The sequence below is a fragment of the Brevibacillus sp. SIMBA_040 genome, from assembly GCF_046535075.1.
GTDB lineage: Bacteria > Bacillota > Bacilli > Brevibacillales > Brevibacillaceae > Brevibacillus.
In genome coordinates this window covers 254,659-279,396 of sequence record NZ_JAWRXI010000001.1, presented here as the reverse complement: position 1 = coordinate 279,396, position 24,738 = coordinate 254,659, and the positions used below count along the sequence as shown (strand labels likewise).

Here is a 24,738-nt window from a genome sequence, read left to right as displayed (position 1 = left end):
AAATCCTTTTACCAAAGGGAGGGTTTTCATGAAAAAGAGAGGGTTATTGTCAACGCTCGGCATTCTCGGCTTACTAACGGCCGTCCTATTTACGGGCTGTAGCAGCCAGCCATCGACAACAGAGGGTGGTCAGGTAGAGCTGTTTCTCGGCTATAGCTCCGATCCACCTACGAAGAAAAAGATGGAGGAAATTATCGCGAAATTCGAAGCGTCACATCCGAATATCAAGATCAAAACAGAAACGGCCCCGTACGAGGACTTTTACCAAAAGCTAACCACGCAGATAGCAGCAGGTACAGCTCCTGACATTTGGCAGAGTGATGGGACCAAGGTATTCGGGTTTGCTCAGCGGGGTGCGATTCGCGACATCACCGAGTATGTCACGAAAGAAATCAACAAAGACGAGGTAAACGGTCTCGAATTCAACAAGGATGCAGAAGGGAAATATTGGGGGGTGCCTCAGGGCATTCAGGTTGGCGCTCTTTTCTACAACAAGGATTTGTTTGATAAAGCAGGGGTGAGCTACCCAACAGCGGACTGGACTTGGGATGATCTGAAAGCTGCAGCAGCCAAGCTGACACTGGATGCAAACGGGAAAAATGCTGACGATCCTGCCTTTGATAAAAATTCGGTGAAGCAGTTCGGGTTTACCTTTTTCGGTAGCTCCCGCGGTGCCTTCAATATTTTGAAAGCATATGGTGGCGGTGTGCTAGATCCTACGATGACCAAATCGATCATTCACTCACCCGAGAATAAAAAAGCGGTCGAGTGGATGGCAGACGGTATGAAGCGGAGGCTTTTCCCCAACCCAGCTGATTTGAAGGCATTCCAAAGCAACTTCAAGGTATTCCTGAGCGGTGCGTCCGCCATGCAAATTGATATTTACGCAGCGACAACGGCAATGAACGGTGCCGAGCTGAACTACGATGTTGCTCCGCTGCCAAAAGGCCCGGATGGAAAACGCTTCGCTCCGGTAATTGCCAACTCCTGGGTGATCAACAAAAAAGCAAACGAGCAAAAGGTGAAAGCAGCGCAGGAATGGATTACGTACTGGACGACCTCTGATGAAGCGCAAGTAGAGTGGACACAGGTAGGTGAAGCCATTCCTGTGAAAAAATCGGTGGCAAACTCCGACAAGTTCCTGACGAATAACACGAAGCCAGAGAACAAAAAGGTATTTCTCGACAGCCTAGAGTTTGCCGGAACAATCGACACCAACGCCGTCTTTGCCGAATGGGTAAAAGTATTTACGGATAATCTCTCAGAGTTGTTCATGGACAAATACGGGGTGGATGAATATATCTCGAAAACAGATCAGGGGATTCAAAAAGTCCTGGACGATTTCTTTAAAAAGTAGGTAAGAAAGAATCCACCAGTGAGGATGTGTGATAGGCCATGCTGGAGCTGGAGAAGCAGCAACAGGTGCAGCCAAAAGCGAAGAAGCGAAAATGGTTGGATGGCGAAGGGAGATGGGGACTGCTCCTCGTCTCTCCCTACCTTATCCACTTTATTGTGTTTGTAGTAGGAACCTCCCTCGCGTCGCTCTATTTCAGCTTTTCCGACTACGATATTTTAAATCCGCCGAAATGGACCGGACTGGACAACTACGAAAAGCTGTTTCAGGACCCGCTGTTTTATCGGGCTCTATGGAATACCGTCTACTTCACGCTGCTGTATGTTCCGGCCAAAACCTTTTTGGCACTGCTTTTGGCGGTAGCGCTGAATCAAAAGCTGAAAGGGCTGAAATTGTTCAGGATGGTGCACTTTCTGCCGGTGATTTCCTCCTGGACGGTGATCGCTTATGTAGCAGATGCCATTTTCAACCAGCGGGTCGGTTTTGCCAATGCCGTTTTGGCCAAGTTTGGCATCGCTCCGCAAAGCTGGCTGATTGATGAGGGATGGGTCATTCCTGTTCTGGTAGTCGTGGCGATCTGGAAAAGTGTCGGGTACATGATGATCATTTTTCTGGCTGGCTTGCAGGGAATTTCTTCGGAGTTGTACGAGGCAGCTTCCATCGACGGGGCAAACGCCTGGCAGAAGTTTTGGCGAATAACCGTTCCGATGATTTCGGGAACCACGTTTCTAGTCGTGATCCTAAATACGATCTACTCCTTCCAAAACTTCGAGCAAATTTTTGTCATGACAGGCGGCTCCACTGAGGCAGGCTCAACCGGAGGGACTAACAACGCTAGTCTGGTCCTCATGCTTCTAATGTTCCGTCAAGGGTTCAGCTTCTATAAAATGGGCTATGCCTCAGCAATTGCTTGGGTGTTGTTCCTGATTTTGCTTGTGATCACCTTGATTCAATTCAAGCTTCAAAAGAAATGGGTTCATTATGACTAAACTTAAGTGGGGAGAGAAGAGGAAAAGGAGGTAGCCATGCAAAGACGTTTTCCTCTGAGTAAAATCGCAGGATATTTGTTTGTCATCATTAGCTCTTTAATCATGTTTGTCCCGTTTTTGACTACCATCTTTAACTCGCTGAAAACCTACAAGCAATACATGCAGTTTCCCCCGGAATGGCTGCCTGATCCAGTGAAATGGAGCAACTACACACAGGTATGGGAGCAGGCCAATTTCAGCAGCTACACGATGAACAGTGTGATTGTCGCCGTGCTCTCTGTCGTAGGGACACTGCTATCCAGCTCTATGGTTGCGTTCGCCTTTGCGCGTCTGCGGTTTCCTTTTCGAGATACGCTGTTTATGATCGTGCTCGGGACGATGATGATCCCCGGGATTGTGACGATTATTCCGCAATTTATCATTTTTAAAAACCTGGGACTGCTCGATTCGCTGGCGCCGCTCTGGATATTGGAGTGGCTGGGCCAGCCATTTGCCATCTTCTTGATGAGGCAAGCTTTTTTGAGCATCCCCAAGGATTACGAGGAAGCGGCCAAGCTGGACGGCTGCAATCCGCTGCAAATTTATTGGAAAGTCTTTTTGCCGATGTGCAAGCCTTCTCTTGCTACTCTGGCGGTGTTTACCTTCATGGGAAAATGGAACGAAATCCTGGCCCCAATCATTTACCTCATATCCGAGGAGCATTTTACCCTTCCGATCGGCATCTTGTCTATGCGCGGTCAGTACAAAACAGATGATCAGCTGCTGGTAGCGGGGGCTTTGATCAGCTTGATTCCGATTTTGATCGTCTTCCTTTTTGCGGAGAAGTATTTTGTAGAGGGCTCGAAAACTTCAGGACTTAAGTAGACGATAGGAGGCTGCTGATAGTTATGCATTATATGCCTTGGGATGCTTCCTATCTGGAGGCGCTGTGCGAGCTGTGGAATCAGGAGCTGGGCGGGCGTTTCCCCATGCGACCAGAGTTATTTCACCAAAACAGCTTTGCTGATGAAAACGTACTGGATGCGGGTTCATGGATTGCCTGTGATCCAAAGACCATGCAGCCTGTCGGGTTCGTGGTGGCAAAATGCTGGCAGGAAAAGCTGGAGCTACAGTTGGGTATGGGAGTGGGCTGGATACAGGTGCTGCTTGTCGCCGAAAAATACCGCGGGCAAGGTATCGGCACCGAATTGCTGACAAGGGCAGAAGCAGCGCTGCGACAGCAAGGTGCCCAAAGCATCCTGTTGGGACGTGATCCGTATCATTATTTCCCCGGTATTCCTGAGGAGGCTCCAGAGGTCAAAGCGTGGTTTGAGCAGCGCGGTTATTTTGTTACTGTTCCTTTGGAAAATGATCTGCTTTGCCACTACCCTAATTCAGCAAAAGCAGAGCTTCCCCATGTGTCGGATGGCTGTTTTCGCCAGTTGACCGTAGCCGACAAGGAGGCCTTTCTAGCCTTTTTACATCGCTGCTTTCCTGGAAGATGGGAGTACGAAGCGATTCATTATTTCAGGCGTGGTGGAGCGGGAAGAGAGTTTGTTGTCTTGGAGAAACGGGGGGAGATCATCGGCTTCTGCCGGATCAACGATAGCAGCTCACCCTTTATCGCCCAAAACGTTTACTGGGCACCGCTTTTTCATGACGAGCTGGGGGGAATCGGCCCACTGGGAGTGGATTCGGAGTACCGGGGACAGGGCTTAGGCCTCGCAATCGTGGAGGCAGGCATTACGATGCTGCGAAATCGCGGAATCAAGCAGATCGTCATCGATTGGACAACGCTCGTCGACTTTTATGTAAAACTGGGGTATCACAGCTGGAAGCAGTACGCCAAGTACAGAAAAGAATTCGAATGAAGGGATGCTTCCATGAGAGCGGAGCAGATGAGCATAGAGCAAAAAGTAGGGCAAATTCTCATGTTTGGCTACCAAACCATGGATATTCCTGACGAGATGGAAGCATGGATCAAACAGCATCAGATCGGCAATGTGATTCTTTTTAGTCGGAATATCAGTACGCCCGAAGAGACTTTTGAACGGATGCGGGTGCTACAGGGCTGGGCCAGAGAAGCAAAGCAAGCGTATCCACTATTCATCGCGACTGATCAGGAGAACGGAGTGGTGACGAGGCTCCAAAAAGGTGCGACTCGTTTTCCGGGAGCGATGGCACTCGGGGCAACAGGAAATCCAGACAATGCCAGGCTCATCTATCAGGCAACAGGCGATGAGCTGCGAGCATCTGGTATCTCGGTCAATTTTGCTCCCACGATCGACGTGAATCAGAGTCCGCTGAATCCGGTGATTGGCGTGCGCTCGTTTGGCGAAGCTCCTGAATACGTCGCCTTGTTTGGCAAGGCAGCTGTCCATGGCCTTCTTACCAGTGGGGTAGTTCCTGCTGTGAAGCATTTTCCTGGACATGGTGATACCAGTACCGACTCGCACGATGAAATTCCGGTTCTCCGGCACGATCGTAAACGGCTGATGGATGCGGAGCTGGTGCCGTTTCAGTCTTGTATCGAGTCTGGCGTGCCGATGGTGATGGTAGGTCACATCGCTTTACCCCTGATTGATGAAAGTGGATTGCCCGCATCAATTTCAGCGGAGCTGGTGACGGGAGTCCTGCGCCAAACGCTTGGCTTTCAAGGTGTAGCGATCACCGACTGCCTGGAAATGACCGCTATCGCTGGCTCCATTGGTGTACCTGAAGCAGCAGTGCGAGCGATACAGGCAGGGATTGATCTGGTTCTGGTCTCTCATACACAGGGCATTCAGCAAAAGACGCATGCTCGGCTGATTCAAGCGATCCAACGTGGAGAAATCTCTCTACAAAGGATAAATGAAGCCGTAAATCGTGTGATTCAGTTGAAAAAACGATTTTTGTCATGGGAGGAATGTTTGGCAGCGAAGGGACAAACTTTTGATCGAAAGCGGCATGAAAAACTCGCGGAAGAAATACTGGAGCAAGCAGTTACCTTAGTAAAAAATGATAATCAGCTTCTTCCGTTGGCGAAAAACATTCATCAATTGGGAGTGGTTTTTCCAGGGGTCACGAATCTTACCATGGCGGAGGAGAGGCTGTCTCTTTCGGAAACGTTGCTGGAACCGTTGCGAAAATATGGAGCTGTGAAAGGACATAATTTTTCCTCGCTCGATCCATCTGAAGGTGAAGGGGAACGGATTGAAAACGAAATAGCCGATACAGAAATCGTTCTTGTATTTACGTACAACGCCCACATATACAAAGGTCAGTCGCGATTTGTCGGAAAGCTGAAGCAGTCGGGGAAAAAGGTAATAGCGGTGGCACTGCGAAACCCGTACGATCTAACTGAGTTTCCAGAGGTGGATGTTTTTCTTGCAGTATACGATCACGGGGAAAAAGCAATCGGGCTCATCGCAGACGTCTTGTTTGGAGAGCGCCCGGCATTCGGACAATTGCCCGTCAGCATTTGCTTTAATCGTCATTCGAAAACCGAGTAGCTTCAGGCTTAATACCTGACGCTGGCTCGGTTTTTTTTGAGCGTTAGGGAAATTGCATTTGCTCAAAAAATAATGAAAAAAACCATTGAGTTATATACATTACGGGGGTATAGTAAATTCCGAGAGGTGCCCTTCGACTACAAAGGGGTAAAGTATCGTTTCAACAAAAGAGGAGTGCAATCATATGGGGAAAAAGAAAATTGCCGTTACTCCCGGTTTCGAAGTGGGAGGAACCATTTTTCGGCCGGAGCAGTTGGCAGTTCTTGGGTCGATCGTGGGTGAAGATGCAAAAATAGAAATGACCACGTTTAAACAGCTTTACGTGGAAGTACTGGAAGAACGTGAGGAAGAGATAAAGGAAAAACTGAAAGCAGCAGGGCTCGAAATTCACCCTGCCGGTTTTTACACCAAAAGCTTAATCACGTGCAATTTCTGCAGAGGAGCAGAAGACGCAGGGCTGGATGTAGCAAAGAAGCTGGACGAAGTGATCGCTGGTCATGCAGTTCCTAACCCGCTAAAAATCGGCTATGCCGGTTGTGCGTTGGGAACATCAGAGCCATTGCTAAAGGATATAGGAATCGTGAAGATGAAGGGTACATTCGATATTTACGTGGGGGGAGAGAGCAAAGGGCTGAAGGCAAAGCTTGCCCAGTTATTCCTGTCAGCATTAACCGAAGAACAGTTGGTTGTAGTTGTACAGAAATTGATACAATTTTTCCAACAAAATGGAAAGAAAAAAGAAAAATTCTCAACATTTATAAATAGGGTATCAGTTGAAGCACTACGCGAAGCAGTCGTGTAAAAATTATAGATAAGTACGGATGGGGCTGCCTAGGCTGGCATTTGGGCATCCAAAGATGAACGGCCAAAGAAATAGTCTTCTTTGGCCGTTGGCTTTGACGATAGCGATTATCTGCTATGCAGTCGGTTCGAGATTTCATCCAGCTTATGTATGATGGAAAATAATTGCTCGGAGGTAGTATCCAGTTCTTCCGCAGAAACGGTTGACAAGGAAACCTGTTGGTCGATTTTATGTAACTGATTGTTAATGTTTAGCAGTGATGTGTGTATATTTTTCGAAGAGGTGCTTGATTTATCGGCTAATTTTCGTACTTCATTGGCAACGACGGTAAAGCCCCGCCCGTGCTCTCCTGCTCTGGCAGCTTCAATGGCAGCGTTGAGACCAAGCAGGTTTGTCTGGGTGGAAACATCTGCGACAAAGCCGCTGAGCTTCTCAATTTCTTCGTTTTGTTCCTTGAGCACATGCATGGATTGGGCAATCTCGTCATTCACTTCAGTAAGCTTGGTGGCAGACTGCGCAAATACGGAGGAGATCCGAATGGCTTCTTGGGTAGTAGCTGTCAGTTCTGTTGCCATTTGCTCCATATTTTCGCGATACGCTCGGTTTTCCCGCGTTGTGTCCCCGATGTACTGCTCCAAAATGATCGCAGAGTCAAAAAATAATCTTTTGGTCAGCGCTTGATAATAAAGAGCAGAGTCCGGCAAACAGGGGATTCTTTCTGCAAAAAGGCGTAAATAAAGCGAGTATCCACCCAAGAACCAGGAGGCCGATAAACCGATACGGGCATGTGTAGAACCGATTCGCTGCCGACTTTTAATATAGTCTTCATCAAGTGTGGCAGAACCAAGTGATTCCAGATACCACATCTGTACTTTCTTCAAGCTTTCTACCGATGCGTTTGCTTGAATGATCTGATTTAGGTTGGCGTACTTGTCTAATTCCTCGTAAAAGCAATCTACCATCTCCTCCGAATGCTTCATGATGAAGTCTTTGTGCGTATGCAAGAGTTGCAAATCTTCATCGGTCAGACCATAGTACGTACACAGCTGGCTCCACTTTTTCTCCAATGCAATCATGATGATCCCTTCTTATCTATCTATTAGTATCAAACACTTTCAAATTTTAACAAATCATGAACAGTTCAAAACTGAGCATTTTGTGAAATATTACATATTATGGAATGAGGTACATATGTAAATGTGGGGTGTAATACCAAAAAAGAAGGATAGGGAAAGTCCCAATCCTCCTCATGTACGTACATATTTAATTGTTGCTATTTCAACGAATTCGCGATTTTTAGCGCTTCTACTTTTCCAAAGCCTTTGCAGAATAAGGAGTAGCTGACACCATCCTGTTCCCACATCAAGGTATGGGGCTCGATCCATGCGGCAGCGTTGCCATTTACGATTAAGGAGTCGACATTGCTTGAGGTCGCTACACCAAAAGCAGTTTCCTGATTGAGCACACGAGTCATCAGCACAATATCTTTAACGGGGCCACTAAAATACAAGTCCATGTACTGGTCGGCACCTTCGCCCTTAAATCCACTGGCTTCCTTAAACGAATAGCCAGCTGGCAAATAGGCGGGGCTGAGCAGCTTGTAGCTTACCGTTTTTTGCGCATCGGCCAGAGTAGTGTAAATGGCGCGTTCTATTTCTAGCGGCTGATCACTTGCGCTGACCAAAATCTTCTCCGAGTTTTGTTCATGACCAACACTTTTTTTGTCGACAGGAGGCGCTTGCTCATCCATCTGCATGACACTCGTGTAGCCAAGCTGCACGATTTTGGATATAGACTCGGTAGCATGATTCGCAAATGCCAGGAGTGGTTCAGAAAATGCTGTCGCTCCTATCAGCGTAATAGCAGCTACAGCAGCAGCAATTTTCCCTGTAACAAACCGCGAACGTCCAATCCGCTTTTCCATTCTTTTTTCCTCCCTGATCCAAATAGCGCTTACTTTTTCCTGAAGCTTGATTTTCTCAGGCAAACCATATTCCGAGCTGAAGTCCAGTTTTTTTAAGGCCGAGCTGATTTCGAGTATTTCCGCGTATTCATCCGATGCTTCGGGTCTTTTTGGCGGCTGCTTCCCGCTCACGATCGCATCCAAATCCTCGTTAAAGTGTTTGGCGACTTTATCTGTCTTCATCGTTACCTTCCTTTTCTTTCAAGATGGAACGAAGCTGTCGCAACGAGCGGTAAAGAACCACGCCTACATTGCTTTCCGAGAGGCCCACGATCTCAGCAATTTGATAGTTTTTCAGCTCTCCGACGAATTTGAGAGAAAGAATTCTGCGCTCACGCTCCTTGAGATGAGAAAGGGCGCGGATCAGCTCTGACTGCTCGTCATTTTTCGAGGCGGCTTCCTCTGGACTGATTTGATCCGAAATCATTTCCTTGATGCTGTCGAGGGAAAACCATTGTCTGCGTTTTTGCTTCCGGTAATAGTCGTTGACTGTATGGTGTGCGATCGAAAACAGCCATACCTCGAAAGGAGCGCGGTCCGGACGGAATGTAGACAGCTTTTGGAGCACTTTCTCAAATACTTGACTGGTTAGCTCTTCCGCTTCGCACAAATCTGAGACGCGATAGCGCATATAGTTATAGATTCGCTTATGGTAACAATCGAAAGCATCTCTGAAAAATATGGAATCAGTAGAAGCTGTGTCGGTCTCGGTTGCAGAAAGGGCAAAGCCCTGATTCAAAATGGAAGTCGAGTTATTGTCCATTTTCACCCTCTTACCTTTCGTTTAAGTACTTCTTAGCTAAGAGACTCTATACGTATATACGCCTGGGGATATAAACCATTACAAAGGCTGTGCATAGGAAAAGGACCACAGATGACTCCCCATCTGTGGTCCTTTTGGTAAACTGTCATTTTTTTATATTCACGTACTACCCCATACTGCTTCTCTATGTAAATGACAGGTCCTTAGTAAAGATATCATATTTTCGTTATCATGTGGATGGAAATGTAGCCATTGGAAACAAGTGGTTGGAGAAAGCTAGCTAGAAAAAGTAAAGCTTCCTTTTTCCAGTACTTTTACGTCGTCGATAAAAACATCTGGTTTGTTTACGATTAAATCGATATGTACCCCCGCTTCAATCGTTCCCCCGAATGTGATGTTGCTTCCAAACGCGACATGGATCGTGCCAAACGCTTTTTCATCCTCCAAAACAATCCCGATAATACGCGCTTTATGATTTGTACCAATCCCAAATTCTGCTAGCATACGCCCGTCCTTTTCGCCCAATGTCTGGAGCAGTCTGTCAGCTACTGGACCCTGGACGTCGACGAGCCGTCCGTCCTTGATGGTAAGCAAATGTGGCTCATCTACCATGCCGATTCCTGCAATGGAGCCATCGACGATAATTTGACCGTTTGCCGTGCCCTCTACTGGAGCGATATAGGCTTCACCAGAAGGCAAATTGCCTGACTGACCTGCTTCCAAATACATGCCAGTACTGGGAACTCCGTATCGGGTCTCAATGGAAAATTGGAGCTTGTATCCATCCTTTTCGATGCGCACTTCTTTGCCGCCCGTCAAAATTTGCGTCACGACCTCAGTAAGACGCTTCACTTCGTTGTAGTCCGCAGCAATCGCCCCATCCTTGAACATGTCCTCGGTAATGCCTGGCATGGTCGCTACGCGTGTGCCATTGGCTGCGGCAGCCTTTCTCGCCAGTGTGTGTGTCAAGGAATGCTTGGTAATGCAGATGGCTACATCGGCTTGCTTCATTGCTTCGGCGATTGCCCGAGGCGGCTCCTGGCCTGATTTTTGTCGCTCTGTCATCACCATGAGGACGGTTTCTGCCCCAAGCTGCTTGCCTGCCTCGTAGAGCGCCTCAGCCAAAGGTCGCTTGTCTTCATCCGTTACGATCACGAGCTGTTCGTTTTCTTTTATCCCTAAACAAGTTGCAATCAAATTGCGGCTAATTTCAACCAAGTGATTCATCTGGAAACACTCCTTGCCAAAATAGATTGGAATCAATAACTGATTGTACTGAAATAAAACACTGTTCATCAAGATGAAAATTTTTAGATTTTTGAGTATTTACACTAAAATCATCAGGTGCTATAATCCAAAGCGTAACACATATTGAACTATTGGTTCATTATTTGAAACACCTTAAACTACTGGGGGGATTTGTAGTGAGGAAATTTTTGAAGGGAAAAGCGTTATTTTCCGCTGTAACGGTTGTCTCCATGCTGGCGCTTGCTGCTTGTGGAGGACAAAGCAGTGCTCCGGCACAAGACGGTAAGGGTACTGGACAAGAGCAAGCTGCTGCTGGTGAACCGAAAGATGGCGGCGTATTAAAAATTGGCTTGTCTTCTACAGCCAAAACATTGGACCCAATTGCTTACACGGGTGCTTACGAATCAAACATTATTCGCAGTATTGGCGACACACTCGTTCGCTATAGCGGCGATCTGTCCAAGATCGAGCCTAGCCTGGCAACCGAGTGGAAAGTATCAGATGACATGAAGGTGTACACATTCAAGCTGCGCGACAACGTGTATTTCCAGCCAGGTAAATATCAGGATGGACGCAAAATGACAGCTGAAGATGTGAAGTACAGTCTGGAGCGTTCCTCCAAGCAATCCGCTCTTAAGCGTCTTCGCGGCGTACAAAGTGTGGAAGTCATCAGTGAAAATGAAGTTGCTCTCCATCTGGATCAGCCAAACGCAGCTTTGCTGGCGATGCTGACAGACGGCGGTAACATCGTGGTTCCACGTGAAGAAGTAGAAGGATGGGGCGACCAATTTGGTCAACATCTGATCGGTACCGGTCCTTTCCAAATGGACAAGTTCAACCAGGATGATTCCGTAGCATTGAAACGTGCGGATAAATACTGGGGACCAAAACCGCATCTGGATGGCGTTGAGTTCAAATTCATTACGGATGCCAACATGATGACTAATGCACTGCGTTCCGGTGATATTGATGTCGTGACAGACGTAAAAGGCCAAAACCGTGCCGTTATTGAAAAAGACCAAAATCTGAATTTACAGACCAAACCAGGTCTGTCGATCGAATATATGGGCTTGAACCAAAATGAGGGTCCAACAAAAGACAAAAAGGTTCGCGAAGCTATTCGCATGGCTGTCGATGTGGAAGGACTCGTAAAAGGTGTGTTCAAGTGGGGAGGCGCAGAGAAATCGTATCTGCCTTTGCCTAAAGCATCGTGGGGATATGACTCTGCACTAGAAGCTTCCGTTCCAGCTTTTGATCCGCAAAAAGCGAAGCAGCTGCTTGCTGAGGCTGGCTATCCGGATGGATTTAAAACAGAGCTGTATGTAATCGCTTCCCGTGTACCACAAGCGACAATCGCTGCCCAGCAGCTGAAAGACAACCTGAATATCGATGTGGACATCAAAACCGTTGAGTGGGGAACCTTTAGCGATGTGGTGGCAAAAGGCAGAGCGCCACTTTACATCATGGGCTGGTCCTGGTATCCAGATCCTGACTTCTTCCTCTATCAAATGTTCCACTCCAAACAAATCGGCTCACTTGGAAACGGTTACGGCTACAACAATCCAGAGGTAGACAAGCTGCTGGATCGTGCAACTGCTGAAACAACAGACGAAGCAAAACGCAAAGAAATGTACGGCCAAGCAATGAAAATGATCAATGACGATGTTGTCCACGTAGAGCTCGGACTGCTCGATGTAGCAACGGGCATGAAGAAGTACGTCGAAGACTACCAAGTACGTGCAGACAGCTCGATCTTCTTGGTGAACGAGGAAACAAACGTTTGGTTGAACAAATAAAGCTATAGCAACAAGCGAAGAGAGGGATAACATCCTCTCTTCGACCATTCTTCACCCGAAGAGACACACAATTACCAGGAAGGAGGAGAGAAGGAATGCTTAAACTGATTCTCAGACGATTGGTCGACCTGATCCCGACTTTGCTCGTGGTTGCTACGACTGTGTTTATCATCACACGCATGATTCCCGGTGATCCGGCAGCAGTGCTTTTGGGTCCGCAGGCATCGCCGGATGAAATTGCGAAAATGCGTGAATCGCTTGGTTTAAATCAGCCGATGTACCTCCAATATATTGATTTTCTCGGTAGTCTTTTACAGGGGGATCTCGGGACCTCCCTTGGATACCATCAGCCTGTTTTATCGTTAATATTGGAACGCTTTCCGAACACATTGCTTCTCTCCGTTTGTGCTCTTGCCATTGCACTCTTGATCGGAATCCCGGCAGGAATCATCTCCGCAACCAAGCAATACTCACCATGGGATTACACCGTCATGATTTTGTCTCTCGTGGGCGTATCCATGCCAATCTTCTGGCTCGGTGTGATGCTGGTTCTGTACTTCAGTGTTCATTTAGGATGGCTTCCGGCAACGGGAATGGGCTCTTTATCCGAAGGTTTTGGAAGCGTCATCACTCATCTTGTTTTACCGAGTATTGCCCTATCGACCATTCCGATGGCGACATTCGCTCGTATTACACGCTCCAGCATGCTTGAGGTCATCAGACAGGATTACATCAAGACTGCTCGGGCCAAAGGTCTTCGTGAATTTTTCGTCGTATGGAAGCATGCTTTGAAAAATGCAATGACGCCGCTTTTGACGGTGATGGGGATGCAAATTTCCTCCATGCTGGGCGGCGCGGTTTTGACCGAAACGATTTTTAGCTGGCCAGGAATGGGACGCTTGGTCGTAGACGCGATCGAGAATCGCGATTTCGTTGTCGTACAAGGAACGGTATTGTTTATCGCTGTGATTTTCGTCTTGATCAATTTGCTGGTCGATATTTTATACACCGTGGTCAACCCGCGTGTGAATCTTTCCAATAAAGGGGAGGGCTGATACGACATGAGTAACCATGCCCAAGATCTCTCGCCAGTATCGGTCCCACTCGCTGCGAAGAAAAAAAGCAATGAAAACAGTGTGTGGAGACGCTTGCTGAAAAACAAGCTGGCATTGGTTGGTATGATCATCATCGCGATCATGGTCATTTTTTCCGTGTTTGCTCCGCTTATTGCCACTCATCCACCGAATGCGATGGATTTGGCAAACTCCTTGTCCGAGCCAGGGGTGAATGGACATCTACTTGGGACGGACAACTATGGACGCGATTTGTTCAGCCGAATCATTTATGGAACCCAAATCTCTTTGATCGTCGGCATTTTTGCGATCGGACTAGGTGGCATGATCGGAACCTTGCTCGGGCTGGTAGCAGGCTACTACGGCGGAAAATGGGACGCGATCATCATGCGTTTGATGGACGGATTGTTTGCCTTTCCGTTTATCCTGCTTTCCATCGCGCTGATGACGGTGCTGGGTGCCGGATTGTTTAACGTGATTTTGGCGATCGGGGTTGCCAACATTCCAGGCTTTGCGCGGATCGTGCGCGGTCAGGTCCTTGCGGTAAAGGAAGAAGAGTACATCGAAGTAACCAGATCTCTTGGGGCAAATAATTCCCGGATCATTTTTCACCATATCTTGCCGAACTGTATGGCGCCGATCATTGTATACGCCACGATGAATGTGGCTGGAGCGATTATTTCCGAAGCGGCTTTGAGCTTTTTGGGTCTCGGTGTTCAACCCCCAACCGCTTCCTGGGGCAGCATCTTGAAGGACGGAAAAGATTTTCTCGTTCTCTCGCCGCACATGGCTACTTTTTCCGGTCTGGCGATTCTTTTGTCCGTACTCGGCTTCAACCTGTTTGGTGACGGCCTGAGAGACGCTCTGGACCCAAAAATGAAAGTGTAACGAACAAAAGGCATGCAAAAATATCTTCACCATTACTTAGGCATTGGGGTGAAAGGGAATTGGCAAAACCAGATGTGCTTCTTAGTGTGAAAGATTTGGCTGTCTATTTTTATTCGTCTGGAGTCGTCAAGGCGGTTAATGGCGTGAGTTTTGACTTGAGACAGGGAGAGACGATCGGAATCGTAGGAGAATCTGGATCGGGTAAAAGCGTAACCTCCACCGCCATCCTTGGGCTGATTCCGTCTCCCCCGGGAAAAATCGAGCGAGGCAGTATCGTCTTTGAAGGCAAGGACCTGACGAAGCTGTCGCAGAATGAGATGAGAAAAATCCGCGGGAATGAAATTTCAATGATTTTTCAGGACCCAATGACTTCGCTCAATCCGGTATTTACTGTAGGGAATCAAATTATCGAGGTTATTCGCCTGCATCAGCAGGTAAACAAAAAGGAAGCACGTAACCGAGCGATTGAAATGCTAAAGCTGGTCGGAATTCCGGAACCAGAAAAGCGCCTGGAGCAATACCCGCATGAATTTTCCGGTGGGATGCGCCAACGTGTCATGATCGCGATTGCCTTGGCTTGTAATCCAAAGCTGTTGATTGCGGATGAACCGACGACGGCATTGGATGTAACGGTTCAGGCTCAAATTTTAGATTTAATGAAAAAGCTGCAGGATGATTTGAAAACATCCATCATTATGATCACGCATGACCTGGGAGTTGTCTGGGAGAGCTGTCAAAAGGTACTCGTCATGTATGCCGGTAACACGGTTGAATATGCAAACGTCGAGGATTTGTACCAAAATCCGCTTCATCCATATACATGGGGATTGCTCGATTCCCAAATCAAGTCTGACACGGTAGGCAAATTGCCATCGATTCCAGGGAATCCGCCTGACTTGCGCAATGAGATTGCGGGCTGCTATTTCGCCCCGCGCTGTCAGTACGCGCAGGAAAAATGCTTTTCCGATAGACCGCCGCTCGTAGAAGTGAGCCCGGAGCATATGGTTGCCTGTCATTTTCAAACGGCCGATCATCGCCTGAAACGGGAAGGAGGAGAAGCGAGTGAGTGAAACCATTTTGCAGGTCAACAGCATTAAGAAGCACTTTCCCGTAAAGGATTCATCGCTGTTCGCCAAACCTACCAAATTCGTCAAGGCCGTTGATGATGTCAGCTTTGAGGTAAAAAAGGGAGAAACGCTGGGAATCGTTGGTGAATCGGGCTGTGGGAAGTCGACCTTGGCCAGACTCATTATGCAGCTGATCCGTTCGACATCCGGCTCGGTCATTTTCAATGGTCAGGACCTCGCCTCCCTTTCTGAGCAAGAATTGAAAAAGGCGCGAAAATCGATCCAAATGATTTTCCAAAATCCGTATGCTTCGCTCGATCCGCGAAAGACGGTAGAGCAGCTCGTGATGGAGCCGCTTGTCATTCACCAGGTCGGTACTCACCAGGAGCGTGTGAAAAAGGTACAGGAGCTGCTAGAGGTAGTCGGATTGAGCGATTATCACGCTACACGTTATCCGCATGAATTCAGCGGAGGACAAAGACAGCGGATCAACATCGCCCGTGCGCTTGCCCTGCATCCGGATGTCGTCATTTGTGACGAGTCAGTTTCCGCTCTGGACGTATCGATTCAGGCACAGGTCATCAACCTGCTGAAAGAGCTGCAAGCCAAATTCGATCTGACTTACATTTTTATTTCCCATGACCTGAACGTCGTTCGCTATATCAGTGATCGGATCGCTGTCATGTATTTGGGACGAGTCGTCGAGATGGGGACGTACGAAGAGATTTATCACAATCCACAGCATCCGTATACGCGAGCCTTGCTCTCGGCTGTGCCAAAAGAAAGCCCATTGGTGAAAAAGGAGCGCATGATTTTGACCGGGGATGTACCAAGCCCGATGAATCCGCCTTCTGGATGTCATTTTCACAAGCGTTGTCCGTATGCAACGGATCGTTGCAAGACAGAAACACCTGCGCTGGAGTTGTTTGAAGGGCAGCATCTGGTTTCTTGTCATCTACTAGGAGATATATCATAATAGCAGAGGAGACTTGTTTTATGTCATTCAAACATGTCATTGAAATGTATGATCTCATGGATAGTGCTTTTGTCAGCGGAACTGACCTGAAAGAATATTTTGAGCAGCGTCATTTTTCGAATGTCGAGGTTACGACCATTACCGGAAATAAAGGCAAGACTGATTTTGTAAAAGTAACGATTAAAGGAAAAAATGGGAAGAGCAATGGTGGCACTGCACCGACACTCGGCATTATTGGCCGTTTGGGTGGAATTGGCGCACGCCCTGAGCAAATCGGGTTCGTTTCCGATGGTGATGGAGCCCTCGCTTGCATGGCGGCTGCTGCCAAACTAGCAGACATGCAGCAGCGTGGCGATATTCTGGAAGGGGATATTATTCTCACTACCCATATTTGCCCGGATGCTCCGACTTTGCCGCATGATCCGGTGCCATTCATGAATTCACCTGTCGATATGATGACGATGAATCAGTACGAAGTGGTAAAAGAGATGGACGCGATTCTGTCCATCGACACTACAAAAGGAAACATGATTCTCAACCATACCGGATATGCCATTACTCCTACCGTAAAAGAAGGCTATATCCTGCGCATAAGCACCGATTTGCTAGAGGTCATGAAACAAACATCAGGCAATATGCCTGTGACACTGCCGATTACGACGCAAGACATCACCCCATACGGCAACAATGTTCACCACATCAACAGTATTATGCAGCCATGCGTAGTGACCGACAGTCCAGTCGTTGGAATTGCTTTGACGACACAAGTGCCTGTAGCGGGTTGTGCGACTGGGGCTACTCACCTCGTTCATGTAGAGCAGGTCGTACGCTTCGTGATAGAGGTAGCCAAGCTCTACGGTGTTGGCAAGTGTGACTTCTTTGATCAAAAAGACTTTGAGCTGATGAGCTCTTTATATGGAAGCATGAAGCATCTGCTTACTCTGGATGGGAAGGTGAGCGTATCATGAGCGAGCTCACTAACAAACTGAAAGACCTGGCTGTCGCTGCTGTTGAAGAGAACAAAGACGAATTGATTGATCTGTGCTGCCGTCTGATTCAATTTCCGAGTGAAAATCCTCCAGGTGATTCTGAGCCGATCAGTCGTTATATTCACGAATATTTGGAGCGGTTTGGAATTGAAACGCAGTGGCATGAAGCAGGACCTAAAATGTTTAACCTCATCTCACGGATTGGAAATGCAGATGTAGGCGGAAAACGCCTGATCTACTGCGGTCATACGGATGTCGTTCCGGCGGGCGATCTCAGCAAATGGGAGTTTGATCCGTTCAGCGGAGAAGTCAAAGATGGTTGGATTTTGGGCCGCGGCGCTTCTGATATGAAGGGCGGACTGGCTGGTCTTATTTTTGCGACCACGATCTTGAAGCGACTCGGCATGGAATTGCCCGGGGAATTGATTCTAGCGATCGTTCCAGACGAGGAAACAGGCGGAGAGCTGGGAGTACCGTGGATTTTGGAACGCAAGCTGGTAGAGGGAGATGGCTGCCTGATTGCTGAACCGTCCTCGCCATACAATCCAACCTTGGGCCAAAAAGGCTCCTGCTGGTTTCAGTTGACTGTATACGGCAAGCCTGCACATGGAAGCCTCGGACCAATTGCCGGGAAAAATGCGATCTTGGATGCGATGAGAGCGATTGAGTGCATTCGTACTGTATGGGATTATCCGGTTACGATCCCGGATGAAGTGAAGCCGCTCGTGCAAATTTCCAAGGAGTACATGCTGGGAACAGAACGCGAGCCATACCAAGGTGTACTGGAACGGATTTCCTGCAATATCGGAACGATCCAGGGTGGAACGAAGTCGAATGTCGTACCTGACACCTGCACAGTCGAAGTGGATTGCCGACTGCCGTTTGGCGTGACTAGAGAAGAGGTCATGGCGTATATTCACGGTAAGCTCGATGCGCTGGAGATCGACTACGAAATTAAGTCGTTTGGCATCATGAGCCATGCCAACTACACAGACCCGGCTGATCCTGTATGCCGCGCGATTGTCGACAACATCACATATGTGACAAAAGAGCACGCGTACGGAGTGCAGCAGTGGGCAAGCAGTGACGCCAGACACTTCCGCGAGTACAACATTCCGGTTCTGCAATACGGCCCTGCGTATTTGCCAAGCATTCACAATTTCAATGAAAAAGTGCTGGTAGAAGACGTGATTCGTTGTGCAAAGGTGTATGTGGCAGCTGCAATTGACTTTTTGTATCAGAAAAAAGAGGCATAGTTCCCCCGCGGGCTATGTTCACTATATAAACGTGTTGAAGGGGAGTCGTCGTGTTAAAAACATTGGATCAATCACTTAAGCTACTGCAGTTGTTCACAAAAGAAAAGCCGGAGTGGGGAGCTCGGGAGTTGGCCAAGGAGACCGGTTTGAATCATACGAATGTGTACCGTGTCTTGTCCACTTTTGAGGCAAACCGTTTTCTGGTGAAAGACCCTGAAACCAAAAAATATTCCTTGGGTATTCGTTTGTGGGAACTCGGTTTGACGATGAGCGAGTCGTTCCATGTTTCACGACTGATTCGTCCCATTTTAGAGCGCATGATGGAGGAAGCTGGAGAATCGATCTTCTTGACTAGTCTGGACGGGGATGAGGGATTGACTCTCGATGCCCTGGAGCCTGATCATGTTGTGAAATTTTCCGTTTCGGTCGGCAGCCGATCCCCCTTATTCGTCGGGGCATCCTATCGTTCCATCATGGCGTATTTGCCCAAAGAACATATCGAGCGCATCATTCAGCAAGGCTTGAAGCAGTATACGAAAAATACGATTGCTGATCCGGATCAATTGCGTGCTGAGCTGGCACGTATTTTGGAGCAAGGGTGGGCGCGCAGTACCGGTGAATATACACCTGATGTATTGGCGATTGCTTGCCCGCTTTTCCACCCAGACGGTCATATTATGGGGTCGCTGACGATATCCGGACCTCATTACCGCATGCCGGAAGAAAAGATCGAAAAGTATCATGAAATCCTAATGCGCGGGCAAAAAGATATCGACAAGCTGATTAAAGAGTATCGGATTGATTTGGCTCGTTACTATGTATTCGGTTAAATAACGCAAATGAAAAGTGTACTCTAGGTGTGAGCTAGGGTACACTTTTTTGTGCATAAGGAGCATCTCGTACATAGCAAACAGCAAGCATGTAATCGATCGTGTTCTTTAGCTCCCGTACATTCCCGAGCCACGGCAGAGAAGCGAGTTTCTCGATGACCTGCGGCATAACCGTTACATTGCGGGTGTTTGCTTTGTTGGATAAAATGCCGAACCTGGAGGGGGATGTCATCCGGTCGATTCCGCAGGGAGGGGAGATCGACGAATAGCACCCGCAGTCGATGATACAAATCTTCGTGAAACAGGCAGATGTCCGAATGTGATGGAGATTTGCAGGGAAAGCAGGCCAAGTATGCAGCAGGTGACGGATGAGCATTATGTAGCGTGTCATCTCTATGGATGAGGAGAGAGGGAGCTAAAGATGGGAGAGAAGATAGAAATGAATCTGGCTATGGTCGATGATCTGATCAAGGAGCGAAAAGAACACTATTTGCAGCAATTGTTTTCATTGCTCAAACAAGAAAGCATCAGCACCACGAATGTAGGGGTACGAGAATGTGCACAGCTGCTGAAAGAAATGATGCAGGCGAGTGGCATAGAGAGTCGCCTGATTGAAACAGAGGGACATCCTGTTGTTTATGGGGAATGGCTGAAGGCAGAGAATCCATTTACTGTTTTGATCTATGGGCATTATGATGTACAACCGCCGGAACCAATCGAGGAATGGCAATCACCACCCTTTGAACCAACCATACGCGAAGGAAGAATTTATTGTCGTGGGGTGGGGGACAACAAAGGGCAATTGATGGCACAGGTACTGGCGATCAAAACATATTTGGACCGTTTTGGTGAGTTGCCAGTCAACGTGAAGCTGGTGTTTGAGGGAGAGGAAGAAAACGGCAGCCCTCATCTCGCGTCGTTTGTTACGCGACATAAAGAGCTTTTGGCGTGTGACCTGGTCTACACCTCTGATGGACCGATGCATGTTAGCGGCATACCTTCTGTCGAGCTTGGGGTCAGAGGAATTCTTGGCGTCGAACTGGTAGCACACGGAGCCAAGTGGGATCATCATTCGGGTAATATGGGAAATATCGCTCCCAATCCGGCATGGATGCTGATCGATCTGTTGAAAACAATGCGAGATGAGCAGGGAAGGGTGCTGATCGAAGGATTTTACGATAATATCCGTCAGCCAACTGCATACGAGCTTGAGTTGTTTCGCAAGCTGCCCTTTGATCGAGAAGAGTTGATCAAACAGATTGGATACGCGGATATCGAAGAGGATGCTGAAACCTATTATCGGCTCTTATCGTTGGAACCTACCTTCAATATTTGTGGCTTCCATAGTGGATACGGGGGAGATGGCTCCAAAACGATCATACCGGCCAAAGCCAGCGTGAAAATGGATATACGGCTTGTTATTGATCAGGACCCGGACGATATTTACCAAAAGCTGTGCACTCATGTCAAGAAGCACGCCCCAGCTGTCGAGGTTTTGCATCAGGGGGACATGAGACCATCACGCACTTCGGCAGAACTCGAAATTGTGAAAGTGGTGGTGGAGGCGGTAAGAGATGCCTATTCCATTGATCCGTTGCTAGTACCTGGTGTCGGTGGTAGCCTGCCTGATTATGTCTGGACGCAAATTCTCGGGGTGCCATCCGTGATGGTCCCTTATGCCAATGCCGATGAGGCAAACCATGCACCAAATGAGAACATGGCAGTTGAGCTGTTTTATAAAGGAATTTCGTGTACATGTCATGTGCTGCATCGCTTGGGAGAGTTTTCAAGGATCTAAAAATAAATCCAGTCTAAAAACACGTCATGCTGTTTTAGACTGGATTTTCGTTTGGAAGAGGGGGAAGAGTCGCTTCCCAAGCTGTCTATTTAGTCCTGGTAGCAGTATTGCAGCTTGGTAAAGGAATTTCGCAGCTCCAGTACTTTGGCTTTGATCGCTTCGGGCTTGTCTTTTTCAGTCAGCCCGCGCACGATGAGGTCTGCGATGATTTCCATTTCGCTCTCTTTCATTCCATATCTGGTCACTTCGGTCGTTCCAATGCGTAGCCCACTCGGATAATCCCAGTCTTCCGGATTGTCGCCGGGAATCAGATTTTTGTTTGTGATGATGTTGGATTCTGCCAATTGCTTGGCGACCTTGTAGCCTCCACCGTAATCACGAACATCCAGAATGACCTGATGCGTACGGGTATATCCTTTATGATCTCCCAGTACCCGAACGTCTCGCTCATGGAGAGCTTTCCCCAGTGCTTGTGCGTTGGCGACGATTTGAGCCATGTAGTCTTTGCCAAAAGCAAGGAATTCTGCAGCGGCTGCGGCTAGAGCGGCGACCCGGTTTACTTGGTGAGTGGCAGCTAAAGTAGGGAAAATGGCATCTGTAATCGGTACGGAAAGCTCTGGATCGTTCCAGACGATGATGCCGCTTTGCGGTCCGCTGAATGTTTTTCCAGCTGAGCCTGTGATGACGCAAGCTCCTTCGCGCAGCGGGTCCTGGAACTGACCACCTCCGATGAGTCCGAGCTGATGGGCACCATCGAAGAAAATTTTGCCGCCCCATTCCGAGACGATCGTAGACATTTCTTTCAGCGGGAAAGGAAACAGCGTCATGGATGCACCGAGAGTGACCAATTTGGGGCGAACTTGTCTGGCTACCTTGGCGAATTCCTCCAGGTCGACAGTCAGTTCGATCGGGTCCATCGGCACGTCGGTAATATGTAAGCCGCGAACGCCAGCAGGGCCGTCCAGGCGATTGCTAGAATGACCGCCAAATGGCTGGGAGATAGTCATGATCTTGTCTCCAGGCTGAGTCAGGGCGGAGTAAACGGTCATGTTGCCAATCATGCTGGCGACGAGACGATGGTCAGCAAAATTCGCTTGGAAAACCTTCTTCAGTAGTTCGACACACAAGGCTTCAATCTCGTCGATGTATCTGGTGCCGGCAAACCATCTCTGCCGGGAGCCGATGTGTCCTTCTGCAGCGCGGGTGCCTACCTCTGAGGCTAAAAGCTGGCGAACAAGAGGACTTGCTGGGGCTTCAGGCGCCAAAAGATTCAGGCATGCATTTCCGCGCCAAATCGCATTGCGATTGACAGCATTAACGATTTCTTCTTGAACCAAGCGAGGAGAAGGGCTGTTTTCAATGATTTCTCGTGCGCGTGCAAGTACAGACGTATCGTGGACTTCCCCTTTTAGATCTACAGTGCTCATGCGTGTTACCCCCTACTAAATGTTTTTTCAATCATCAGTAAGTAGCCTGCCTAGACTTAGCCAGTTTTCTTCCACAAGTTCGAGAGCAGTCTGACTCTGACTGCTTCTCATCGCTGCGATTATTTTTTTGTGCTGGTCAAAAGATTCCAGACCTTTCAAAGAGCCAAAGCGGGCAAACTCAAGCCGTCTGATTTTGGGCACAACCCGTTCCAGAGCGATGTAAATTTCTTTGTTGCCAGCAGCCCGTAAGAAGACATCGTGGAATCCGTCATCCGCCTCGATTGCTTTGACGACATCCTTTTGTTCGAGAGCGAGCTGCAAGCTGTCGTTCCACTTTTCCAATTCGGTGAGATCAGCCTCCTTTACTTGTGAGACTGCCAAACGCGCCGCCAATGCATGTAGAGCGGCAACTACAGGAAATGCGTGTTTCGCCTCCTCTATGTTGAGTGGTGTTACGCGAGTGAGGGAGCCCGGGATGGACTCGACCAGTCCTTCGTCCTCCAGACGTTTCAACGCTTCGCGAACAGGCGTCCGACTTACCCCAAACTGGGAAGCCAGCTCGTTGTCGTTCAAGCGCTGTCCGGGCTCCATTTCGAGCGTGACGATGGCTGATTTGAGCGTTTGATACACTTGATCACGCAAAGACGGACGGTTGATGTGTTTAATAAAAGTTGTATCCATAAAACCAATATATTGCATATTGGATGAGTGGTCAATCCATAATTTTGAATAATCTAATAATTGTAATCAGGTGCCTAGCAGAGCCAGACAAAAAGGCGGTTCCAGTGTCGTTATGACAACAGGAACCGCCTGTGAGCTAGCCTTGATTATTCTCTACTTCATTTTTAACTGGCGAAGCGTATTGTTAAAGGAATCCACGATCCAGATTGTATTTTGCAGATCCACGGCTACGTCGACAGGGAGATAAAACTGGGCGTTAGCGGGAGTGCCGCTCTGATTGCCGAATTTTCCAGCCGTACCCGCGAGCGTCGTAACTTTGCCATTGTGCAAATAGCGGATGACGTGATTTTGACTGTCCGCAATCACGAGGCCGCCTTCTGACGTCATCGCCAAGCCTCGAGGAAATTGAAATTGTGCTTTGGCAGCATCGCCGTCCGCGTAATTGCCCTCGATATAGAGGCTATTTGGTGCGTAGGTCAAGCTCGTATCACCGGCTACTGTCGTTACCGTGTTCTGTTTCAAATCGATATAGCGGATACGCTGGTTTCCTGTGTCACTTACATACAGGTTTCCTGTTGCATCCAGATAGAGGCTGCTTGGCTCATTAAATTTGGCGGAAGCGAGAGGGCCATCCTGAAAATCACCTGCTGTTTCAAAATAACCAGGTGAAATCTCGACGAGTCGGGTGGATGGACTGTTGAGCGTTGTTACCGCTCCGCTTGGCATAATTTTGCGAATGACATGGTTTAGCGTGTCTGCCACATAGATGGTTCCGTCTTTTGCCACGGCGATATCGCTTGGTGAGTGAAAGCGTGCCTGTGCACCTGTGCCATTTTGGTAGCCCATGATGCCTTCTCCGGCAATCGTGACTACCCCCTGCGCTGTAATTTTACGAATCGAGTGGTTGCCACTGTCAGCTACATACAGGTTGCCTTGCGGATCCAAAGCGATTCCTTCAGGAGATTGAAAGAGAGACTGGTTCAAAGCGCCGTCGAAGAGCGTTCCGACTGGAAGGCCTTTTTCATCGGTAGAAATGGTCACCCCAGCATAGGTAGAGACAGCTCCTTGGAGTAGCTTGCGAATCAAATGACTTTTCGTATCAGATACATATACGGTTCCATCCGAATGAATGGCGATTCCCATCGGAGTACGAAGCGATGCGGACAAAGCCGCACCGTTATCCTCTCCAAATTGACCGTTTCCAGCGATCGTAACTACCGAGGGCGCAGCAGGAGCTGTCTGTGCGGCAGCTTCTGCGTGTGCTGGTGTAATTCCCGCAGTATGGACGGTCAACAAGCCTAGCGCCAGGGAAGCAATCCATACGGTCCATGTTTGTCGTTTCATATGATTTGCTCCTTTGTAATGCTT

Annotated in this window: 22 protein-coding genes and 1 pseudogene; 15 read left to right on the top strand and 8 right to left on the bottom strand. The window is 48.3% G+C overall.

The window, feature by feature from the left end:
* The first annotated feature begins 28 nt into the window (after positions 1-28).
* The 6 genes from SB752_RS01330 (at position 29) to SB752_RS01305 (ending at position 6,615) form a co-directional block, all read left to right on the top strand.
* The gene (locus SB752_RS01330; RefSeq protein ID WP_410713954.1) at positions 29-1,357 is read left to right on the top strand and encodes an ABC transporter substrate-binding protein; all 1,329 of its coding nucleotides are present in this window, start codon (positions 29-31) and stop codon (positions 1,355-1,357) included.
* 38 nt (positions 1,358-1,395) lie between these two features.
* Positions 1,396-2,343, top strand: coding sequence for a carbohydrate ABC transporter permease (locus tag SB752_RS01325; RefSeq protein WP_410713953.1), 948 nt, complete (start codon positions 1,396-1,398; stop codon positions 2,341-2,343).
* Between the two features lie 36 nt (positions 2,344-2,379).
* Positions 2,380-3,207 carry a carbohydrate ABC transporter permease gene (locus tag SB752_RS01320; protein ID WP_410713952.1) on the top strand — a complete coding sequence of 276 codons (828 nt, stop codon included), beginning with the start codon at positions 2,380-2,382 and terminating at the stop codon, positions 3,205-3,207.
* A gap of 23 nt (positions 3,208-3,230) precedes the next feature.
* Positions 3,231-4,193 carry a GNAT family N-acetyltransferase gene (locus SB752_RS01315; RefSeq protein ID WP_410713951.1) on the top strand — a complete coding sequence of 321 codons (963 nt, stop codon included), beginning with the start codon at positions 3,231-3,233 and terminating at the stop codon, positions 4,191-4,193.
* Between the two features lie 12 nt (positions 4,194-4,205).
* The gene (locus SB752_RS01310) at positions 4,206-5,813 is read left to right on the top strand and encodes a glycoside hydrolase family 3 protein (RefSeq protein WP_410713950.1); all 1,608 of its coding nucleotides are present in this window, start codon (positions 4,206-4,208) and stop codon (positions 5,811-5,813) included.
* Between the two features lie 184 nt (positions 5,814-5,997).
* Complete coding sequence (locus SB752_RS01305; protein WP_410713949.1) at positions 5,998-6,615, top strand: nitrite reductase; 618 nt, start codon at positions 5,998-6,000, stop codon at positions 6,613-6,615.
* Positions 6,616-6,722: 107 nt separating this feature from the next.
* Here the strand turns inward: SB752_RS01305 and SB752_RS01300 are convergent, their stop codons facing one another.
* The 4 genes from SB752_RS01300 to SB752_RS01285 form a co-directional block, all read right to left on the bottom strand.
* On the bottom strand, positions 6,723-7,691 hold the full coding sequence (locus SB752_RS01300) for a protoglobin domain-containing protein (protein WP_410713948.1): 969 nt from the start codon (positions 7,689-7,691) through the stop codon (positions 6,723-6,725).
* Positions 7,692-7,888: 197 nt separating this feature from the next.
* Positions 7,889-8,761 carry a DUF4367 domain-containing protein gene (locus SB752_RS01295; protein ID WP_410713947.1) on the bottom strand — a complete coding sequence of 291 codons (873 nt, stop codon included), beginning with the start codon at positions 8,759-8,761 and terminating at the stop codon, positions 7,889-7,891.
* Positions 8,748-9,341, bottom strand: coding sequence for a sigma-70 family RNA polymerase sigma factor (locus SB752_RS01290; RefSeq protein WP_410713946.1), 594 nt, complete (start codon positions 9,339-9,341; stop codon positions 8,748-8,750). Before SB752_RS01290 ends, SB752_RS01295 begins: the two co-directional genes overlap by 14 nt.
* Positions 9,342-9,617: 276 nt before the next feature.
* Complete coding sequence (locus SB752_RS01285; protein WP_410713945.1) at positions 9,618-10,568, bottom strand: aminopeptidase; 951 nt, start codon at positions 10,566-10,568, stop codon at positions 9,618-9,620.
* 197 nt (positions 10,569-10,765) lie between these two features.
* Between SB752_RS01285 and SB752_RS01280 the strand changes: the two genes are divergently transcribed.
* The 8 genes from SB752_RS01280 to SB752_RS01245 all read left to right on the top strand — a co-directional run bounded on the left by SB752_RS01280 (position 10,766) and on the right by SB752_RS01245 (position 19,464).
* On the top strand, positions 10,766-12,385 hold the full coding sequence (locus tag SB752_RS01280) for an ABC transporter substrate-binding protein (RefSeq protein WP_410713944.1): 1,620 nt from the start codon (positions 10,766-10,768) through the stop codon (positions 12,383-12,385).
* A gap of 95 nt (positions 12,386-12,480) precedes the next feature.
* Positions 12,481-13,440, top strand: coding sequence for an ABC transporter permease (locus tag SB752_RS01275; protein WP_410713943.1), 960 nt, complete (start codon positions 12,481-12,483; stop codon positions 13,438-13,440).
* Positions 13,441-13,446: 6 nt separating this feature from the next.
* Entirely contained in the window at positions 13,447-14,346 is a 900-nt protein-coding gene (locus tag SB752_RS01270; protein ID WP_410713942.1) for an ABC transporter permease, read from the top strand.
* A gap of 59 nt (positions 14,347-14,405) precedes the next feature.
* Positions 14,406-15,416 (top strand): ABC transporter ATP-binding protein, encoded by a 1,011-nt coding sequence (locus tag SB752_RS01265; protein WP_410713941.1) that lies wholly within the window; start codon positions 14,406-14,408, stop codon positions 15,414-15,416.
* Positions 15,409-16,389, top strand: a complete 981-nt coding sequence (locus SB752_RS01260) for an ABC transporter ATP-binding protein (RefSeq protein ID WP_410713940.1) — start codon at positions 15,409-15,411, stop codon at positions 16,387-16,389. Before SB752_RS01265 ends, SB752_RS01260 begins: the two co-directional genes overlap by 8 nt.
* Positions 16,390-16,409: 20 nt before the next feature.
* Positions 16,410-17,357 carry a DUF1177 domain-containing protein gene (locus SB752_RS01255; protein ID WP_410713939.1) on the top strand — a complete coding sequence of 316 codons (948 nt, stop codon included), beginning with the start codon at positions 16,410-16,412 and terminating at the stop codon, positions 17,355-17,357.
* Complete coding sequence (locus SB752_RS01250; RefSeq protein ID WP_410713938.1) at positions 17,354-18,634, top strand: M20 family metallopeptidase; 1,281 nt, start codon at positions 17,354-17,356, stop codon at positions 18,632-18,634. Before SB752_RS01255 ends, SB752_RS01250 begins: the two co-directional genes overlap by 4 nt.
* Positions 18,635-18,684: 50 nt before the next feature.
* Complete coding sequence (locus SB752_RS01245; RefSeq protein ID WP_410713937.1) at positions 18,685-19,464, top strand: IclR family transcriptional regulator; 780 nt, start codon at positions 18,685-18,687, stop codon at positions 19,462-19,464.
* 79 nt (positions 19,465-19,543) lie between these two features.
* Here the strand turns inward: SB752_RS01245 and SB752_RS01240 are convergent.
* Positions 19,544-19,769, bottom strand: a pseudogene (locus SB752_RS01240) (AAA-type ATPase lid domain-containing protein); the annotation flags it as partial.
* 116 nt (positions 19,770-19,885) lie between these two features.
* Here SB752_RS01240 and SB752_RS01235 point away from each other — a divergent pair.
* Positions 19,886-21,262, top strand: coding sequence for a M20/M25/M40 family metallo-hydrolase (locus SB752_RS01235; RefSeq protein WP_410713935.1), 1,377 nt, complete (start codon positions 19,886-19,888; stop codon positions 21,260-21,262).
* 89 nt (positions 21,263-21,351) lie between these two features.
* On the opposite strand, the gene SB752_RS01230 is transcribed toward SB752_RS01235, so the two are convergent.
* The 3 genes from SB752_RS01230 to SB752_RS01220 all read right to left on the bottom strand — a co-directional run bounded on the left by SB752_RS01230 (position 21,352) and on the right by SB752_RS01220 (position 24,714).
* Positions 21,352-22,689, bottom strand: coding sequence for a serine hydroxymethyltransferase (locus SB752_RS01230; RefSeq protein ID WP_410713934.1), 1,338 nt, complete (start codon positions 22,687-22,689; stop codon positions 21,352-21,354).
* A 27-nt stretch (positions 22,690-22,716) separates the two neighbouring features.
* Positions 22,717-23,370: a GntR family transcriptional regulator gene (locus SB752_RS01225; protein WP_410713933.1), complete on the bottom strand. Its 654-nt coding sequence runs from the start codon at positions 23,368-23,370 to the stop codon at positions 22,717-22,719.
* 153 nt (positions 23,371-23,523) lie between these two features.
* Positions 23,524-24,714, bottom strand: a complete 1,191-nt coding sequence (locus SB752_RS01220) for an NHL repeat-containing protein (protein ID WP_410713932.1) — start codon at positions 24,712-24,714, stop codon at positions 23,524-23,526.
* Positions 24,715-24,738 lie beyond the last annotated feature (24 nt).

What these genes read in the sequence shown, in the direction of transcription:
- SB752_RS01330 (WP_410713954.1), top strand. Translation starts at nt 29, where the DNA reads ATGAAAAAGAGAGGGTTATTGTCAACGCTCGGCATTCTCGGCTTACTA.
- SB752_RS01325 (WP_410713953.1), top strand. Translation starts at nt 1,396, where the DNA reads ATGCTGGAGCTGGAGAAGCAGCAACAGGTGCAGCCAAAAGCGAAGAAG.
- SB752_RS01320 (WP_410713952.1), top strand. Translation starts at nt 2,380, where the DNA reads ATGCAAAGACGTTTTCCTCTGAGTAAAATCGCAGGATATTTGTTTGTC.
- SB752_RS01315 (WP_410713951.1), top strand. Translation starts at nt 3,231, where the DNA reads ATGCATTATATGCCTTGGGATGCTTCCTATCTGGAGGCGCTGTGCGAG.
- SB752_RS01310 (WP_410713950.1), top strand. Translation starts at nt 4,206, where the DNA reads ATGAGAGCGGAGCAGATGAGCATAGAGCAAAAAGTAGGGCAAATTCTC.
- SB752_RS01305 (WP_410713949.1), top strand. Translation starts at nt 5,998, where the DNA reads ATGGGGAAAAAGAAAATTGCCGTTACTCCCGGTTTCGAAGTGGGAGGA.
- SB752_RS01300 (WP_410713948.1), bottom strand. Translation starts at nt 7,691, where the DNA reads ATGATTGCATTGGAGAAAAAGTGGAGCCAGCTGTGTACGTACTATGGT.
- SB752_RS01295 (WP_410713947.1), bottom strand. Translation starts at nt 8,761, where the DNA reads ATGAAGACAGATAAAGTCGCCAAACACTTTAACGAGGATTTGGATGCG.
- SB752_RS01290 (WP_410713946.1), bottom strand. Translation starts at nt 9,341, where the DNA reads ATGGACAATAACTCGACTTCCATTTTGAATCAGGGCTTTGCCCTTTCT.
- SB752_RS01285 (WP_410713945.1), bottom strand. Translation starts at nt 10,568, where the DNA reads ATGAATCACTTGGTTGAAATTAGCCGCAATTTGATTGCAACTTGTTTA.
- SB752_RS01275 (WP_410713943.1), top strand. Translation starts at nt 12,481, where the DNA reads ATGCTTAAACTGATTCTCAGACGATTGGTCGACCTGATCCCGACTTTG.
- SB752_RS01270 (WP_410713942.1), top strand. Translation starts at nt 13,447, where the DNA reads ATGAGTAACCATGCCCAAGATCTCTCGCCAGTATCGGTCCCACTCGCT.
- SB752_RS01255 (WP_410713939.1), top strand. Translation starts at nt 16,410, where the DNA reads ATGTCATTCAAACATGTCATTGAAATGTATGATCTCATGGATAGTGCT.
- SB752_RS01250 (WP_410713938.1), top strand. Translation starts at nt 17,354, where the DNA reads ATGAGCGAGCTCACTAACAAACTGAAAGACCTGGCTGTCGCTGCTGTT.
- SB752_RS01235 (WP_410713935.1), top strand. Translation starts at nt 19,886, where the DNA reads ATGGGAGAGAAGATAGAAATGAATCTGGCTATGGTCGATGATCTGATC.
- SB752_RS01230 (WP_410713934.1), bottom strand. Translation starts at nt 22,689, where the DNA reads ATGAGCACTGTAGATCTAAAAGGGGAAGTCCACGATACGTCTGTACTT.
- SB752_RS01225 (WP_410713933.1), bottom strand. Translation starts at nt 23,370, where the DNA reads ATGGATACAACTTTTATTAAACACATCAACCGTCCGTCTTTGCGTGAT.
- SB752_RS01220 (WP_410713932.1), bottom strand. Translation starts at nt 24,714, where the DNA reads ATGAAACGACAAACATGGACCGTATGGATTGCTTCCCTGGCGCTAGGC.